Source organism: Rhodococcus sp. IEGM 1406 (assembly GCF_030056745.1).
GTDB lineage: Bacteria > Actinomycetota > Actinomycetes > Mycobacteriales > Mycobacteriaceae > Rhodococcus_F > Rhodococcus_F erythropolis.
Window position 1 is genome coordinate 1,311,386 of the sequence record NZ_JASHKO010000002.1, and the last position, 15,272, is coordinate 1,326,657.

Annotated in this window: 28 protein-coding genes; all 28 read right to left on the reverse strand. The window is 61.9% G+C overall.

Translation table 11 applies throughout. The annotated features are described in order from the left end of the window. Positions 1–52: 52 nt before the first annotated feature. The 28 genes from rpsD to rplC all read right to left on the reverse strand — a co-directional run bounded on the left by rpsD (position 53) and on the right by rplC (position 15,258). Positions 53–658, reverse strand: coding sequence for a 30S ribosomal protein S4 (rpsD, locus tag QM596_RS15510; protein ID WP_003940769.1), 606 nt, complete (start codon positions 656–658; stop codon positions 53–55). Positions 659–680: 22 nt separating this feature from the next. Next, on the reverse strand, positions 681–1,094 hold the full coding sequence (gene rpsK, locus QM596_RS15515) for a 30S ribosomal protein S11 (RefSeq protein ID WP_003940683.1): 414 nt from the start codon (positions 1,092–1,094) through the stop codon (positions 681–683). Next, the gene (rpsM, locus tag QM596_RS15520) at positions 1,094–1,468 is read right to left on the reverse strand and encodes a 30S ribosomal protein S13 (RefSeq protein ID WP_003940834.1); all 375 of its coding nucleotides are present in this window, start codon (positions 1,466–1,468) and stop codon (positions 1,094–1,096) included. Before rpsM ends, rpsK begins: the two co-directional genes overlap by 1 nt. A 250-nt stretch (positions 1,469–1,718) precedes the next feature. Further along, positions 1,719–1,832 carry a 50S ribosomal protein L36 gene (gene rpmJ, locus QM596_RS15525; protein ID WP_003938068.1) on the reverse strand — a complete coding sequence of 38 codons (114 nt, stop codon included), beginning with the start codon at positions 1,830–1,832 and terminating at the stop codon, positions 1,719–1,721. A 90-nt stretch (positions 1,833–1,922) separates the two neighbouring features. Next, the gene (gene infA / locus QM596_RS15530) at positions 1,923–2,144 is read right to left on the reverse strand and encodes a translation initiation factor IF-1 (protein ID WP_003418601.1); all 222 of its coding nucleotides are present in this window, start codon (positions 2,142–2,144) and stop codon (positions 1,923–1,925) included. A 313-nt stretch (positions 2,145–2,457) separates the two neighbouring features. After that, positions 2,458–3,255, reverse strand: a complete 798-nt coding sequence (map, locus tag QM596_RS15535) for a type I methionyl aminopeptidase (protein ID WP_283309277.1) — start codon at positions 3,253–3,255, stop codon at positions 2,458–2,460. After that, the gene (locus QM596_RS15540; protein ID WP_003940868.1) at positions 3,255–3,800 is read right to left on the reverse strand and encodes an adenylate kinase; all 546 of its coding nucleotides are present in this window, start codon (positions 3,798–3,800) and stop codon (positions 3,255–3,257) included. The genes map and QM596_RS15540 overlap by 1 nt, the downstream gene beginning before the upstream one ends. Then, complete coding sequence (secY, locus tag QM596_RS15545) at positions 3,797–5,116, reverse strand: preprotein translocase subunit SecY (RefSeq protein ID WP_020906895.1); 1,320 nt, start codon at positions 5,114–5,116, stop codon at positions 3,797–3,799. The genes QM596_RS15540 and secY overlap by 4 nt, the downstream gene beginning before the upstream one ends. Before the next feature lie 257 nt (positions 5,117–5,373). Further along, positions 5,374–5,817 (reverse strand): 50S ribosomal protein L15, encoded by a 444-nt coding sequence (gene rplO / locus QM596_RS15550; RefSeq protein WP_019747555.1) that lies wholly within the window; start codon positions 5,815–5,817, stop codon positions 5,374–5,376. Positions 5,818–5,819: 2 nt separating this feature from the next. After that, positions 5,820–5,999 (reverse strand): 50S ribosomal protein L30, encoded by a 180-nt coding sequence (rpmD, locus tag QM596_RS15555; protein WP_003940751.1) that lies wholly within the window; start codon positions 5,997–5,999, stop codon positions 5,820–5,822. Next, entirely contained in the window at positions 5,999–6,670 is a 672-nt protein-coding gene (rpsE, locus tag QM596_RS15560; RefSeq protein ID WP_003940718.1) for a 30S ribosomal protein S5, read from the reverse strand. The genes rpmD and rpsE overlap by 1 nt, the downstream gene beginning before the upstream one ends. Before the next feature lie 31 nt (positions 6,671–6,701). Further along, on the reverse strand, positions 6,702–7,109 hold the full coding sequence (gene rplR, locus QM596_RS15565; RefSeq protein WP_003940996.1) for a 50S ribosomal protein L18: 408 nt from the start codon (positions 7,107–7,109) through the stop codon (positions 6,702–6,704). A 1-nt stretch (position 7,110) separates the two neighbouring features. Continuing rightward, positions 7,111–7,650 carry a 50S ribosomal protein L6 gene (gene rplF / locus QM596_RS15570; protein WP_003940970.1) on the reverse strand — a complete coding sequence of 180 codons (540 nt, stop codon included), beginning with the start codon at positions 7,648–7,650 and terminating at the stop codon, positions 7,111–7,113. A gap of 14 nt (positions 7,651–7,664) precedes the next feature. After that, the gene (gene rpsH / locus QM596_RS15575; protein WP_003940873.1) at positions 7,665–8,063 is read right to left on the reverse strand and encodes a 30S ribosomal protein S8; all 399 of its coding nucleotides are present in this window, start codon (positions 8,061–8,063) and stop codon (positions 7,665–7,667) included. 452 nt (positions 8,064–8,515) lie between these two features. Next, positions 8,516–8,701 carry a type Z 30S ribosomal protein S14 gene (locus QM596_RS15580; RefSeq protein WP_003940698.1) on the reverse strand — a complete coding sequence of 62 codons (186 nt, stop codon included), beginning with the start codon at positions 8,699–8,701 and terminating at the stop codon, positions 8,516–8,518. Between the two features lie 4 nt (positions 8,702–8,705). Continuing rightward, positions 8,706–9,272, reverse strand: coding sequence for a 50S ribosomal protein L5 (rplE, locus tag QM596_RS15585; protein WP_003940924.1), 567 nt, complete (start codon positions 9,270–9,272; stop codon positions 8,706–8,708). Position 9,273: 1 nt separating this feature from the next. Beyond that, entirely contained in the window at positions 9,274–9,591 is a 318-nt protein-coding gene (gene rplX / locus QM596_RS15590) for a 50S ribosomal protein L24 (RefSeq protein WP_003941019.1), read from the reverse strand. Then, positions 9,591–9,959, reverse strand: coding sequence for a 50S ribosomal protein L14 (gene rplN, locus QM596_RS15595; RefSeq protein ID WP_003940951.1), 369 nt, complete (start codon positions 9,957–9,959; stop codon positions 9,591–9,593). The genes rplX and rplN overlap by 1 nt, the downstream gene beginning before the upstream one ends. A gap of 357 nt (positions 9,960–10,316) precedes the next feature. Then, a complete protein-coding gene (gene rpsQ, locus QM596_RS15600) occupies positions 10,317–10,598 on the reverse strand; it encodes a 30S ribosomal protein S17 (protein WP_003941020.1) in 282 nt (93 codons plus the stop codon). Beyond that, on the reverse strand, positions 10,595–10,831 hold the full coding sequence (gene rpmC / locus QM596_RS15605) for a 50S ribosomal protein L29 (RefSeq protein ID WP_003940734.1): 237 nt from the start codon (positions 10,829–10,831) through the stop codon (positions 10,595–10,597). Before rpmC ends, rpsQ begins: the two co-directional genes overlap by 4 nt. After that, positions 10,831–11,247, reverse strand: a complete 417-nt coding sequence (rplP, locus tag QM596_RS15610; RefSeq protein ID WP_003940899.1) for a 50S ribosomal protein L16 — start codon at positions 11,245–11,247, stop codon at positions 10,831–10,833. Before rplP ends, rpmC begins: the two co-directional genes overlap by 1 nt. Before the next feature lie 3 nt (positions 11,248–11,250). Then, entirely contained in the window at positions 11,251–12,057 is an 807-nt protein-coding gene (gene rpsC, locus QM596_RS15615; RefSeq protein WP_003941003.1) for a 30S ribosomal protein S3, read from the reverse strand. Beyond that, complete coding sequence (gene rplV / locus QM596_RS15620) at positions 12,057–12,461, reverse strand: 50S ribosomal protein L22 (RefSeq protein ID WP_003940717.1); 405 nt, start codon at positions 12,459–12,461, stop codon at positions 12,057–12,059. Before rplV ends, rpsC begins: the two co-directional genes overlap by 1 nt. Further along, positions 12,458–12,739, reverse strand: coding sequence for a 30S ribosomal protein S19 (gene rpsS, locus QM596_RS15625; protein WP_003940820.1), 282 nt, complete (start codon positions 12,737–12,739; stop codon positions 12,458–12,460). The genes rplV and rpsS overlap by 4 nt, the downstream gene beginning before the upstream one ends. A gap of 13 nt (positions 12,740–12,752) precedes the next feature. Continuing rightward, complete coding sequence (gene rplB, locus QM596_RS15630) at positions 12,753–13,589, reverse strand: 50S ribosomal protein L2 (RefSeq protein WP_003940895.1); 837 nt, start codon at positions 13,587–13,589, stop codon at positions 12,753–12,755. A 39-nt stretch (positions 13,590–13,628) separates the two neighbouring features. Further along, on the reverse strand, positions 13,629–13,934 hold the full coding sequence (gene rplW, locus QM596_RS15635; protein WP_003940990.1) for a 50S ribosomal protein L23: 306 nt from the start codon (positions 13,932–13,934) through the stop codon (positions 13,629–13,631). Further along, a complete protein-coding gene (gene rplD, locus QM596_RS15640) occupies positions 13,931–14,605 on the reverse strand; it encodes a 50S ribosomal protein L4 (RefSeq protein ID WP_003940723.1) in 675 nt (224 codons plus the stop codon). Before rplD ends, rplW begins: the two co-directional genes overlap by 4 nt. Continuing rightward, complete coding sequence (rplC, locus tag QM596_RS15645) at positions 14,602–15,258, reverse strand: 50S ribosomal protein L3 (protein WP_003940826.1); 657 nt, start codon at positions 15,256–15,258, stop codon at positions 14,602–14,604. Before rplC ends, rplD begins: the two co-directional genes overlap by 4 nt. Positions 15,259–15,272 lie beyond the last annotated feature (14 nt).

Below are 15,272 nucleotides of genomic sequence, written 5' to 3' on the forward strand. Positions count from 1 at the left end.
AGTGGTTGAGGAGTCCGGAGACTCCTCAACCACTCACGGGGTGCGAAGCGCCTTACTTCGAGTAGTACTCGACGATGAGCTGTTCCTGCAGAGCGATGTCGATCTGCGCGCGCTCGGGAAGCTGGTGAACCAGGATCCGCAGACGCGAGCCGACAACCTGCAGCCACCCGGGAACCGGGCGATCGCCGACGGTCTCACGCGCAACCTGGAACGGAAGCGTGGAGAGCGACTTCTCCTTGACATCGATGATGTCGTACTGCGAGACGCGGTAGCTCGGGATGTCGACCTTCTTGTTGTTCACGAGAAGGTGACCGTGCGTGACCAGCTGACGTGCCTGACGGCGCGTGCGAGCGAGGCCTGCGCGGTACACGACGTTGTCGAGACGCGACTCGAGGATGCGAAGCAGGTTCTCGCCGGTCTTGCCGGGGCGGTTGTTCGCCTCCTTGTAGTACAGGCGGAACTGCTTCTCCATGACGCCGTAGGTGAAGCGAGCCTTCTGCTTCTCCTGCAGCTGGAGCAGGTACTCGCTCTCCTTGATACGCGCGCGGCCGTGCTGTCCGGGCGGGTACGGGCGACGCTCGAATGCCTGGTCGCCTCCAACGAGGTCGACGCGCAGACGACGCGACTTGCGGGTGATGGGTCCGGTATAACGTGCCATTTTCTTCTACCTATCCTTCCCGCTATACCCGACGCCGCTTGGGCGGACGGCAGCCGTTGTGCGGCTGGGGGGTTACATCGGAAATGGTGCCGACCTCGAGGCCAGCAGCCTGGAGGGAACGGATTGCGGTCTCGCGACCGGATCCCGGTCCCTTGACGAAGACGTCAACCTTCTTGACACCGTGCTCCTGCGCCTTACGGGCAGCGCTCTCAGCAGCAAGCTGAGCGGCGAAGGGAGTCGACTTACGCGAACCCTTGAAGCCGACGTGTCCCGAAGACGCCCAGGAAATGACATTTCCGGCGGGGTCCGTGATGGACACGATGGTGTTGTTGAAGGTGCTCTTGATGTGAGCGGCGCCGTGCGGGATGTTCTTCTTATCCCTGCGACGCGTCTTCTGGGTCTTCTTCGGACCGGTGCTACGTGACTTCGGGGGCATTACTTCGCCTTCTTCTTGCCGGCAATGGTGCGCTTCGGACCCTTACGGGTACGGGCGTTGGTCTTGGTGCGCTGACCACGCACGGGCAGACCACGACGGTGGCGCAGGCCCTGGTAGCAGCCGATCTCGATCTTGCGACGGATGTCGGCCTGAACCTCGCGGCGAAGGTCACCCTCGACCTTGAGCGACTCCTCGATGTACTCGCGGAGCTTTGCCAGGTCCTCGTCCGAGAGGTCCTTGCTCCGGAGATCCGGGCTGACGCCGGTGGCGTCAAGGATTTCCTTGGAGCGGGTACGGCCGATGCCGTAGATGTATGTCAGTGCGATCTCCATACGCTTTTCGCGAGGAAGATCAACACCAGAGAGACGTGCCATGGTGGCATTTCCTTATCGGTGTGCGGAGGTCTGCTCCCAGCCCTTCCCCTGTGCCTCTTGCCGAGTACCGACGCCCGAAGGCGCAGATGATCTCATCAACTAACTCAGTGGGGCCCCGGCCTCCGTGCCGGGGGTGAACCATTGTCCGACCTTGGCGATCGGTGAACGATCGCGTGGGGTCTCGTCAACAATGGCTGGTACTGGGAGGTCTTCTTTGCTTGTTGCCAAGCAGATCTTCGAAAAGCTAGATCTAGCCCTGACGCTGCTTGTGACGCAGGTTCTCGCAGATCACCATGACTCGACCGTTACGGCGAATCACTTTGCACTTCTCGCAGATCTTCTTGACGCTCGGCTGAACCTTCACGTCTTCTGATCTCCTGTTTTGTCGCAGCCCGCCGCGATGAACCGCGGCAGACATACTTCTCCCTGACCCAGGTCAGGTCCGGGAAGTTCGTTACTTGTAGCGGTAAACGATGCGTCCGCGCGACAAATCGTAGGGCGATAGCTCCACGACAACGCGATCTTCCGGGAGGATGCGAATGTAGTGCTGACGCATCTTTCCGCTGATGTGGGCGAGGACCTTGTGGCCATTCTCGAGCTCAATGCGGAACATCGCATTGGGCAGCGGCTCGACTACTCGTCCTTCGACCTCGATGGCCCCGTCTTTCTTAGCCATATCCTCCGCGATCCGTTTGGTTTGGCATGCTTCGTGCATCGGCTTCCGTTACATTGGCACGCAATGGAAAGATCGTCGGCACCTCGGGGGCCCGATCCCGGAGCGATCCGGGCGTAGGCACACGAACTATCGACGCGCATAGCGCACCGCCTAGCCATGTTACGCGATGTAAACGACCAGGCCAAATGCGCCTCCGGTCAGGGTGACGACGCACACCGCTCCCCCATCGAAAAAGTCCCAGCCTCGACATGAGGCTGGGACTTCTCGAACGTGAATCATGCTCGCTGCCAACACTTGTCAGCAACGGCGTCAACTACTCCGGCCGGAGTGTCAGAATCCGCGGACCGTCCTCGGTCACAGCGACAGTGTGTTCCCAGTGCGCCGCACGGGACCCGTCGGTCGTCACAACGGTCCAGTCATCGTCGAGAATCACCGTGTCGGTGGTGCCGAGCGTCAGCATCGGCTCGATCGCGAGGCACGATCCGACAACCAGTTCAGGACCCTTACCCGGGGCACCTTCATTGGCGAGGAACGGATCCATGTGCATTTCCCGACCGATTCCGTGTCCACCGTATCCGTCGACGATGCCGTAGGAACGACGGTGCAACTTCTCGGCGGCATGAGTACCGACCTCGATCGCGTGCGAAACATCCGTCAGACGGTTACCGGCGATCATCGCCGCGATCCCGGCTTCCATCGAAAGCCGAGTAGCTTCGCTGAGTTCCTGATCGGCGACGCTGATCTCACCGACTCCGAACGTCCAGGCAGAGTCACCGTGCCAACCGTCGAGGATCGCGCCACAGTCGATGGAAACGAGGTCGCCTTCAGCCAGGATGTCCTGAGCTGAGGGGATCCCGTGAACGACGCGATCGTTGACCGAAGAGCAGATCGAACCGGTGAAGCCGTGGTACCCGAGGAACGAGGGCACGGCGCCGGCGTCACGAATGACCGATTCTGCGACCGCGTTCAATTCCAAAGTGCTGACACCGGGCTTTGCCGCAGCGCGCACCGCCACCAGGGCCGAACCCACGATCGCACCGGCGGCAGCCATCGCGTCGAGTTCGCCCGCGGAGCGGAACGGAACAACCTTGCGTTTACGCCCGAAGACCATTACTTACCCAACGCTGCCAGTGCGCGTGCGTTGACCTCTTCGACCTCGCCGATCGCGTCGACGGAGACGATGCTGTCCTTGTAGTAATCGAACAGCGGTGACGTCTCGTCGCGGTAGACCCGGAGTCGGTTGCGAATGACGTCCTCGGTGTCGTCTGCACGACCGCGGGCGAGCATGCGCTCGACCACGATGTCCTCGTCGACAACAAAAGAGAGGACACCGTCGAGCTTGGTGTCGAGATCCTTCAAGATTCCCTCGAGTGCCTGAGCCTGTTCGACCGAGCGCGGAAATCCGTCGAGAAGGAAACCGTTTGCTGCGTCCGGTTCTGCGACGCGAGCCTTCACCATGTCGTTGGTGATCGAACTCGGTACGAGTTCGCCGGCGTCGATGTACTTCTTTGCTTCCACACCGAGAGCGGTGGCCTGACCGATGTTCGCGCGGAAGAGATCACCCGTGGAGATATGGGGAACGCCGAACTTCTCGGACAAGATAGCGGCCTGGGTGCCCTTGCCGGCACCGGGAGGACCAAGGAGGACAAGTCTCACTTGAGGAACCCTTCATAGTTACGCTGCATTAGCTGACTCTCGATCTGCTTCACGGTGTCCAGGCCGACGCTGACCATGATCAGCACCGCGGTGCCACCGAACGGCAGGTTCTGCGCGCCGCCGCCATTCCCGATGTCGAGGAACAGGTTGGGCAGAACAGCAATGGTGCCGAGGTAAATCGCACCCGGAAGGGTGATGCGACTCAGCACGTAGTTGAGGTAGTCCGCGGTCGGCTGACCTGGTCGGATACCGGGGATGAAGCCGCCGAACTTCTTCATCTCGTCGGCGCGCTCTTCGGGATTGAAGGTGATGGCGACGTAGAAGTATGTGAAGAAGACGATCAGGCCGAAGTAGATCGCGATGTACACCGGGTTGGCCGGGTTCACCAGGTAGGTGTTGATGAGGCGTTGCCACCAACTGGGGTCGACCGCTGTACTGGCCGAAGTCAGCTGTGCGATCAAGTTCGGGAGGTACAGCAGTGAAGACGCGAAGATCACCGGGATGACGCCGGCCTGGTTCACCTTCAGAGGCAGGTACGTCGAGGATCCGCCGTACATCTTGCGTCCGACCATCCGCTTTGCGTACTGAACCGGGATCCGGCGCTGACCCTGCTCGACGAAGACGACACCGGCGATGATCAACAGCGCTGCGAGGCAGACGAAGGCGAAGACCAGTGGACCGCGGCTGTCGAGAATCGACTTGCCCTCGCTCGGGATACGCGATGCGATACCGGCGAAGATGAGGAGCGACATACCGTTACCCACGCCACGTTCGGTGATGACCTCGCCGAACCACATGACCATGGCAGCACCGGCAGTCATGACCAGCACGATGATGGCAAGACCGAAGATCGACTTGTCGGCGATGATGTCGTCACAGCCCTGGAGCAACTGTCCGCGTGCCGCAAGAGCGACGATGCCGGTCGACTGCAGGATTGCCAGAGCGATGGACAGGTAACGCGTGTACTGCGTCATCTTGGCCTGACCGGACTGGCCTTCTTTTCGAAGTTCCTCGAACTTCGGGATCACCACGGTCAGCAGCTGCACGATGATGCTTGCCGTGATGTACGGCATGATGCCGATCGCAAAGATCGACATCTGCAGCAGAGCGCCACCGGAGAACAGGTTGATCAGCGAGTAGATACCTGCTGAGTCACCGGAGTTGGCGATATCGATGCACTGACGCACGCGGCCGTAGTCGACACCTGGGGACGGAATGAGAGCGCCGACCCGATACAGAGCCACCAAGCCGAGGGTGAAGAGGATCTTCCGCCTCAGGTCTGGGGTCCTGAGGGCCGAGACGAAGGCGGAAAGCAAAGATCCTCCTGGCACGACGGTAGGGAGACAGATCGTTTGACCTGTCGAACTTTTGAACTCTAACAGTGAGCATTTGGGAACTAAGCGGGCAGACCACGAAAACCGGGTAAGCCGAAGATACATTTGCCACTCGGTGACCAGAATACTGGCCCATCCGAGGCATGCACGACCAATCTGTGACAAGACCTGGTAGACGCCGATGGCCGCAGCGCAGCAAACGCTGCGCTGCGGCCATCGGACTAGCTACGCCTGATTACTCACAGCTCGGTGGCGGAACCACCGGCAGCAGCAATCTTTTCCTTGGCGGAACCGGTGAACTTGTCGACGGTCACCTGAACGGCAACTGTCAGTTCGCCGTCGCCCAGAACCTTGACGAGCTGGTTCTTGCGGACTGCGCCCTTGGCAACGAGATCCTCGACCGTGATTGCTCCACCTTCGGGGAACAGACGGGCGATGTCGCCGACATTGACGACCTGGTACTCGGTGCGGAACGGGTTCGTGAAGCCCTTGAGCTTGGGCAGACGCATGTGAAGCGGCATCTGTCCACCCTCGAAGCCCACGCGCACGGTGTTACGTGCCTTGGTGCCCTTGGTACCGCGACCTGCGGTCTTACCACGCTTGCCGCCCTCACCGCGTCCAACACGAATCTTGTTGGACTTGGATCCCGGAGCGGGGCGCAGGTGGTGCAGTTTGATGGTCATGGTTAGACCTCCTCAACTGTTACGAGGTGGCGCACCACGTTGATCAGACCGCGGTTCTGTGCGTTGTCCTCACGAACAACGGTCTGACGGATGCCCTTGAGACCGAGCGTGCGCAGAGAATCCTTCTGGTTCTGCTTGGTCCCGATGATGCTCTTGATCTGAGTGACCTTGAGATCTGCCATTACTTCACACTCCCAGCAGCCTGTGCGCGAGCGCGAAGCATGCCGGCGGGTGCAACCTCTTCGAGGGTGAGGCCGCGGCGAGCCGCAACTTCCTCGGGACGCTGCAGACCCTTGAGCGCAGCAACGGTCGCATGCACGACGTTGATGGCGTTGTCGCTACCGAGCGACTTCGACAGGATGTCCGCGATACCAGCGCACTCCAGCACGGCGCGCACAGCGCCACCGGCGATAACACCGGTACCGGGGCTTGCCGGGCGAAGCATGACGATGCCGGCAGCAGCCTCACCCTGAACGGGGTGAGTGATGGTGTTGGCGATCATCGGGACGCGGAAGAAGCTCTTGCGAGCCTCCTCGACACCCTTCTGGATGGCCGCGGGAACTTCCTTGGCCTTTCCGTAGCCGACGCCGACCAGTCCGTTGCCGTCTCCGACGATCACCAGAGCGGTGAAGCTGAAGCGACGACCACCCTTGACGACCTTGGAAACGCGGTTGATCGTGACAACGCGCTCGATGAACTGTGACTTCTCCGCAGCGTTTCCGCCACGGCCACCGTCGCGACGGTCACGGCCGCCACCACGGTTGTCCCCACGAGCGTTGCTGTTGTCACCGCTGTTGGGGCCATTCTGTCCGGCGGGTCCGCTTCCGCCGTCACGCCTTTGACGTCCCGGCATCAGGCTGTCCTTCCGTTGAAAATGTTGGTCATCAGAACTTCAACCCGCCTTCGCGAGCCGCGTCTGCCAGGGCCGCGATGCGACCGTGGTAGCCGTGTCCGCCGTGGTCGAAGACAACTGCTTCCACGCCGGCAGCCTTGGCGCGCTCGGCGATCAGCTGACCGACCTTCGCGCTCGCAGCCTTCTTGTCGCCTTCTGCCACGCGCACGTCTGCTTCGATGGTCGACGCGGAGGCCAGGGTGTGGCCGGCCAGGTCGTCCACGAGCTGGACGTGGATGTGGCGCGAGGACCGGTTGACGACCAAGCGGGGACGCTCGGGCGTGCCGGAGACCTTCTTGCGGAGACGGAAGTGACGACGCGTCTTCGAGAGACGACGCTTGGTGGACGCATCCTTGCCCAGCGGAATCCGCTTGGCTTTCTGGTTTGCAGTCTGGCTCATATCACTTACCCGTCTTTCCGACCTTGCGGCGGATCTGCTCACCCTCGTAACGCACGCCCTTACCCTTGTACGGGTCCGGACGACGGAGACGACGGATGTTGGCCGAGATCTGCCCGACCTTCTGCTTGTCGATGCCGGACACCGAGAACCGGGTGGGCGACTCGACGACGAAGGTGATGCCTTCAGGAGCCTCGATCGGCACCGGGTGGCTGAAGCCGAGCGCGAACTCGAGGTCCTTGCCCTTCAGTGCCACACGGTAACCAACACCGTGGATCTCCATCTTCTTCGTGTAACCCTCGGTGACACCGGTGATGATGTTCGCAACCAGGGTCCGCGACAGACCGTGCAGCGCGCGGCTACGACGCTCGTCGTCGGGGCGCGTGACGCTCAGCGAGCCGTCCTCTGCCTTTTCGATTGCGATGGGCTCGGAGATGGTCAGCGCGAGGGTGCCCTTGGGACCCTTGACGGTGACATCCTGGCCGCTGATCGTGACGTCAACGCCCGCGGGGACGGTGACCGGAATCTTTCCAATACGCGACATTGTGGTGGCCTCCCTTACCAGACGTAGGCGAGGACTTCCCCGCCTACTCCTTGATTGGCCGCCTGGCGATCGGTGAGCAGACCGGACGACGTGGAGATGATGGCCACGCCGAGGCCTCCGAGGACCTTGGGCAGGTTGGTGGACTTCGCGTAAACCCGGAGACCGGGCTTGGAAACGCGACGCACGCCGGCGAGGCTACGCTCGCGGCTGGGACCGTACTTCAGATCGACGATGAGGGTCTTGCCGACCTCTGCGTCTTCGGTACGGAAATCGGAGATGTAGCCCTCGCGCTTGAGGATCTCGGCGATGTTCGCCTTGATCTTCGAGTGGGGAAGCTTCACCTCATCGTGGTACGCCGTGTTGGCGTTGCGCAGACGCGTCAAGAAGTCTGCGATGGGGTCAGTCATGGTCATAGGTCGACCTCGACACCTTTCTCGCTGTGGTTCCCATGCAACACCGGACGAATCCGATCGTGGGCCTCCAGCAATTCGGCTGGGCCGTCCGACTTGTGTCAGACGGCGTAAGTTACCGCACCGAGCTGAACGCATGCGTCAGCCACGGCAACCGCTCTAGTGTAGGGAACTTTGGCGCAAGTGTCCACCGGGATGCCACGTCGGCTCCCCCACCGCCACCCGAAGGTCGCTGATCGGGAAGGTATCGACGCACCCCGAAATCTGAACTGTTCGTTCGGGACCGAAGAACGACATCGACGAACGATGACTGCTTTCAACCAGAGTCGCAGCGGGACAGTTCTTTTCAGGATCGGCGCGGTACACAACTCGATGGAAACCACGAATGGACGTGGGTTCCAAAGGAACCCACGTCCATTCACATGCGTGGTGTGACGAAGCCCGAGGGCCTCAGATCACCAAGAGCTCTTGCGAACTCCGGGAAGCTCGCCGGCGTGAGCCATCTCGCGAACGCAGATACGGCACAAGCCGAACTTGCGGAACACCGAGTGCGGGCGACCGCACCGCTGGCAGCGGGTGTAGGCGCGAACCGCGAACTTGGGCTTCTTGTTGGCCTTGTTGACCAATGCCTTCTTAGCCATGCGCTCAGTTCTCCTTGAACGGGAAGCCGAGGTGCTTGAGCAGTGCACGGCCTTCTTCGTTGTTGGTTGCGGTGGTCACGACGGTGATGTCCATACCGCGGGGGCGATCGATCTTGTCCACGTCGATCTCGTGGAACATCGACTGCTCGTTGAGGCCGAACGTGTAGTTGCCGTTGCCGTCGAACTGGTTGCCCGAGAGACCGCGGAAGTCGCGGATACGGGGCAGAGCGACAGACACGAGGCGGTCCAGGAACTCCCACATGCGGTCACCACGGAGGGTGACGCGTGCGCCGATGGGCATACCTTCGCGGAGCTTGAACTGCGCGATGGACTTACGTGCCTTGCGGATCTCGGGCTTCTGGCCCGTGATCAGCGACAGGTCATGGACAGCGCCGTTGATCAGCTTGGCGTCACGGGCAGCGTCGCCGACGCCCATGTTGACGACAACCTTGACGACGCCGGGGATCTGCATGACGTTCGAGTAGTCGAACTCGCTGTTGAGCGCGTCCTTGATCTCAGCGCGGTAGCGTGCCTTGAGGCGCGGCTGGACCTTGTTTTCGGTGGAGGTCATGTCAGATGTCCTTCCCGTTCTTCCGGGAAATCCGAACGCGCTTGCCGGACTCTTCGTCGGTGCGGTAGCCCACGCGGGTGGGGTTTCCGTCCGAGTCGACGACTGCAACGTTGGAAACGTGGATCGGGGCTTCCTGCGTGACGATGCCGCCGGAGGATGCTCCGCGCTCGTTCGCGGAAACCGCGGTGTGCTTCTTGATTCGGTTCACGCCTTCGACGAGGACCTTGTCGGTCGCGGGGTAGGCCTGAATGACCTTGCCCTTCGCGCCCTTGTCCTTGCCGGCGATGACCAGAACGGTGTCACCCTTGTGCACCTTCATCACAGCACCTCCGGGGCAAGCGAAACGATCTTCATGAACTTCTTCTCGCGCAGCTCACGGCCGACGGGTCCGAAGATGCGGGTTCCACGGGGATCACTGTCAGCCTTGATGAGCACTGCAGCGTTCTCGTCGAACTTGATGTAGGAACCGTCCGGACGACGGCGCTCCTTGGTCGTGCGAACGATGACGGCCTTGACGACCTCACCCTTCTTGATGTTTCCACCGGGGATTGCGTCCTTGACGGTGGCGACGATGACGTCACCGATCCCGGCGTAGCGACGTGACGAACCGCCGAGAACGCGGATGCAAAGGATTTCCTTGGCACCCGTGTTATCAGCGACGCGAACTCGCGACTCCTGCTGAATCACTTGATCTCCCTAGACCTGGAATTTCGTGCGCAACGGATTACCGACCCGGTGCGCGCGGTCATTGTTGCCACCTGCGTCGTGTCTGAGCTGCAGTCCCACCGACTGACGTCGGGAGACGATCACTGCAAGCACCGTTCGAGCTGCGCACGTGAAGACACACCTCTGCCACAGGCAACCGTTCTATTGTAGGGAAGGGTTCACCAAATACCAAATCAGCCGTACTCGACGCAACTCGAACCCTTCGCCCGGAAAGCCCCGAAAGCCCCTGGAAAGCCCCCGGAAAGCCGAATGGCCCACTCCCCCAAGGGGAAGCGGGCCATTCGGTGATACTCGATCAGCTCGAGGATTCGATCAGGCTTACTTGGCCTTTTCGAGGACCTCGACCAGACGCCAGTGCTTCGTCGCGGACAGCGGACGGGTTTCCATCAGCTGAACGCGGTCGCCGACGCCGGCAACGCCGTTCTCGTCGTGCGCCTTCACCTTGGTCGTACGGCGGATGATCTTGCCGTAGAGCTTGTGCTTGACGCGGTCTTCGAGCTCGACCACGATCGTCTTTTCCATCTTGTCGGACACGACGTATCCGACACGGACCTTACGGCTCGCGCGCTCTTCTGTGCTCACTGCTTTTTCCTCACTCATGCCGCGTCACCTGCATCCGGACCCACAGCGAGTCCGAGCTCACGCTCACGCAGGACGGTGTAGATGCGCGCGATCTCGTGACGAACGGTGCGCAGTCGTCGGTTGTTGTCCATCTGGCCGGTAGCCATCTGGAAACGAAGGTTGAAAAGCTCTTCCTTCGACTCACGGAGCCGGGTGACCAGCTCGTCTTCACTGAGCTCGCGGAGCTCTGCTGCTGGGGTTCCAGTAGCCATCAGAACTGCTCCTCTCTGGTCACGATCCGGCACTTGCACGGGAGCTTGTGCATCGCGCGGCGCAGGGCCTCACGAGCAATCTCCTCGTTGGGGTATGTCATCTCGAACAGAACGCGTCCGGGCTTGACGTTGGCAATCCACCACTCGGGCGAACCCTTACCGGAACCCATTCGGGTTTCGGCCGGCTTCTTCGTGAGGGGGCGATCCGGGAAGATGTTGATCCAGATCTTGCCGCCACGCTTGATGTGCCGAGTCATGGCGATACGAGCGGACTCGATCTGCCGGTTGGTGATGTAGGCAGGCTCGAGAGCCTGGATGCCGTAGTCACCGAAGGTCACCTGGGTACCGCCCTTGGCGGCACCCGAACGGCTCGGGTGGTGCTGCTTGCGGTGCTTGACCCGCCGTGGGATCAACATGCGTCAGCCCTCCTGATTCTGTTCAGTTGCGGGAGCATCGGCGGTTGCGGTCGCTGCGCGGCCGGCCTCGGTGCTGGTCGCAGTGGTACCGGTGGCACCGGAACGACGCGGACGGCTCGGACGCTCACGACGCGGGCGATCCCCGGCCGGTGCGGCCGTGTTGGCGGCGAGCTCACGCTTGCCACCGACGATGTCGCCCTTGTAGATCCAGACCTTGACGCCGATGCGACCGAAGGTGGTCTTGGCCTCGTAGAGGCCGTAGTCGATGTCCGCACGAAGCGTGTGCAGCGGCACACGGCCTTCGCGGTAGAACTCCGACCGGGACATCTCGGCGCCGCCGAGACGACCGGAGCACTGAACGCGGATTCCCTTGACGTTGGGCTGACGCATGGCCGACTGGATGGCCTTGCGCATTGCACGACGGAAGGCAACGCGGTTCGAGAGCTGCTCGGCCACACCCTGTGCGACGAGCTGTGCTTCAGCTTCTGCGTTCTTGACCTCGAGGATGTTCAGCTGAACCTGCTTGCCGGTCAGCTTCTCGAGCTCGGAGCGGATGCGATCGGCTTCGGCGCCGCGGCGGCCGATGACGATGCCCGGACGTGCAGTGTGGATGTCCACGCGAACACGGTCACGGGTGCGCTCGATTTCGACCTTCGCGATTCCTGCGCGCTCCATGCCGGTGGCGAGGAGCTTACGGATCGCGACGTCTTCCTTGACGTACTCCGCGTACTGCTTGTCTGCGTACCAGCGAGACTTCCAGTCGGTGGTGATGCCGAGACGGAAGCCGTGCGGGTTGATTTTCTGGCCCACTACTGAGCACTTCCCTTCCGGCGATTACGGGTCGATGTTCCGGTCTTCGGCAGGCTCTCCACGATCACGGTGATGTGACTGGTGCGCTTGCGAATACGGAACGCACGTCCCTGTGCACGCGGCTGGAACCGCTTGAGGGTCGCGCCCTCGTCCACGAACGCCGTAGCAACGACAAGCGTGCTGGGGTCGAGGTCGAGGTTGTTCTCGGCGTTGGCTGCTGCGGAGGCGATCACCTTGGCGACCGGCTCGCTCGCTGCCTGCGGCGCGAACTTCAGGATGTTCAGGGCGTCTTCAACCGAGCGCCCGCGGACCAGGTCCACAACTCGACGTGCCTTCATCGGCGTAACGCGAACGTGCTTCGCTACAGCCTTGGCAGTCGGGTTGGCGGTTTCGGTGTTGCTCATCGCCTCTTCGCCTTCCGATCATCCTTGATGTGACCCTTGAACGTGCGGGTCGGTGCAAACTCTCCGAGCTTGTGTCCGACCATGGAGTCGGAAACGAACACGGGGACGTGCTTGCGGCCGTCGTGAACTGCAAACGTGTGGCCGATGAAGTCCGGGATGATTGTCGAACGACGGGACCAGGTCTTGATGACCTGCTTGGTTCCCTTTTCGTTCTGTACATCCACCTTCGCGAGGAGGTGGTCATCGACGAACGGGCCCTTCTTAAGGCTGCGTGGCATCCTTCACTCCCTCCTAGCGCTTGTTCTTGCCGGTGCGGCGGCGACGGACGATCATCTTGTCGCTTGCCTTGTTCTTGCGGGTACGGCCTTCAGGCTTACCCCACGGGCTGACCGGGTGGCGTCCACCTGAGGTCTTGCCCTCGCCGCCACCGTGCGGGTGGTCGACCGGGTTCATCACGACACCACGAACGGTCGGGCGCTTGCCCTTCCAACGCATACGGCCGGCCTTGCCCCAGTTGATGTTCGACTGCTCGGCGTTGCCGACCTCGCCGACGGATGCGCGGCAGCGCACGTCGACGCGACGGATTTCACCGGAAGGCATACGCAGCGTGGCGTAGCTGCCTTCCTTACCGAGGAGCTGGATGCTGGCGCCTGCGGAACGAGCCATCTTGGCTCCGCCGCCGGGACGCAGTTCCACACCGTGGATGGTGGTACCAGTCGGGATGTTGCGCAGCGGCAGGTTGTTGCCCGGCTTGATGTCGGCGCCTGCACCGGACTCGACCGGTGAACCCTGCACCAGGCCCTTGGGGGCGATGATGTAGCGCTTCTCACCGTCTGCGTAATGCAGGAGTGCGATGTTTGCTGTGCGGTTGGGGTCGTACTCGATGTGAGCGACCTTTGCCGGGATGCCGTCCTTGTCGTTGCGACGGAAATCGATCAGTCGGTATGCACGCTTGTGTCCGCCACCCTTGTGACGGGTGGTGATACGACCGTGTGCGTTACGTCCACCGCGACCGTGCAGCGGGCGAACCAGCGACTTCTCGGGGGTTGACCGAGTGATCTCGGCGAAGTCCGAGACGCTCGAGCCACGACGGCCCGGTGTTGTCGGCTTGTACTTACGGATTGCCATGAGTCTTCTCGTCCTCTATGTCTCGTCAAGTCCCGGCGCTTACGCGACCGGTCCTCCGAAGATCTCGATGGGCTTGCTGTCAGCGGACAGGGTCACGAGCGCGCGCTTGGTGTCCTTGCGCTTGCCGTAACCGAATCGGGTCCGCTTACGCTTGCCCTGACGGTTGGCGGTGTTGACGCTGGTCACCTTGACGCCGAAGACCTTCTCGACGGCAATCTTGATCTGCGTCTTGTTCGAGTCCGGGTGCACCAGGAAGGTGTAGGTGCCTTCCTCGATCAGTCCGTAGGACTTCTCGGAGATGACCGGAGCGAGCAGGATGTCGCGGGGGTCAGCGATGGTGCTCACTTGGCGTCCTCCTTGTTCTGAGCGCTCTCTGCGGGCCCGTGGATGAACGCGTTGAGTGCCTCGACGCTGAACACGACATCGTCTGCATTGAGCACGTCGTAGGTGTTGAGCTGGTCGGGTGCAATGGGATGCACGCCTTCCAGGTTCTGCACGCTCTTCCAAGCGGCTACATCCTGGCGACCCACGACGAGCAGCAGCTTCTTGCGATCCGAAATCTCGCCGAGGAACGCGATTGCGCCCTTGGTCGAAGGCGTCTGCCCTGCAACCAGTTCGGTGATGACGTGGATGCGCTCGTTGCGTGCGCGGTCAGAGAGGGCTCCGCGAAGAGCGGCTGCCTTCATCTTCTTGGGGGTGCGCTGGCTGTAGTCACGCGGCTGCGGGCCGTGAACGGTTCCGCCGCCGACGAACTGCGGTGCGCGAGTCGAGCCCTGGCGTGCGCGGCCGGTGCCCTTCTGGCGGTACGGCTTCTTGCCACCGCCGCGGACGTCGCCGCGGGTCTTGGTGGAGTGGGTTCCCTGACGAGCAGCTGCGAGCTGCGCGACGACAACCTGATGGAGAAGCGCGATGTTGGCCGGAGCGTCGAAGATCTCAGCGGGGAGATCGACGGTGCCGTTGGTCTTGCCGCCGGCGACCTTGACGTCCAGGGTCAACTTGGTCTCGGTGCTGGTCATGCCCGTGCACCACCCTTCACTGCACTCTTGACGATCACGAGGCCGCCCTTGCGGCCGGGGATCGCACCCTTGATCAGCAGCAGGCCGTTCTCGGCATCCACCTTGTGGACCGAGAGGTTCTGCGTCGTGATGCGGTCGCTACCCATGCGTCCGGACATGCGCATGCCCTTGAACACGCGGCCGGGAGTTGCACAGCCACCGATGGAGCCCGGGCGGCGGTGAACAGCCTGGGTACCGTGCGACGCGCCCTGTCCCTTGAAGCCGTGACGCTTCATGGTTCCGGCGAAGCCCTTGCCCTTGCTGGTTCCGGTGACGTCGACGTATGCGCCGTCCTCGAAGACCTCGGCGGTGAGCTCCTGGCCGACCTCGTAGTCGGAGGTGTCCGCAACGCGGAGCTCCACTACGTGGCGACGCGGGGTCACACCGGCCTTGGTGAACTGGCCGGAAGTCGGCTTGTTCACCTTGCGCGGGTCGATGGCGCCGAACGCGAGCTGAACGGCGCTGTAGCCGTCACGCTCTTCGGTACGGATCTGGGTTACGACGTTCGGCCCAGCCTTCACGACGGTGACCGGGACAACCCGGTTGTTCTCGTCGAAGACCTGGGTCATGCCGAGCTTGGTGCCCAGGATTCCCTTGATCTTGGTATCAGTCATTGTTTTTGTCTCCG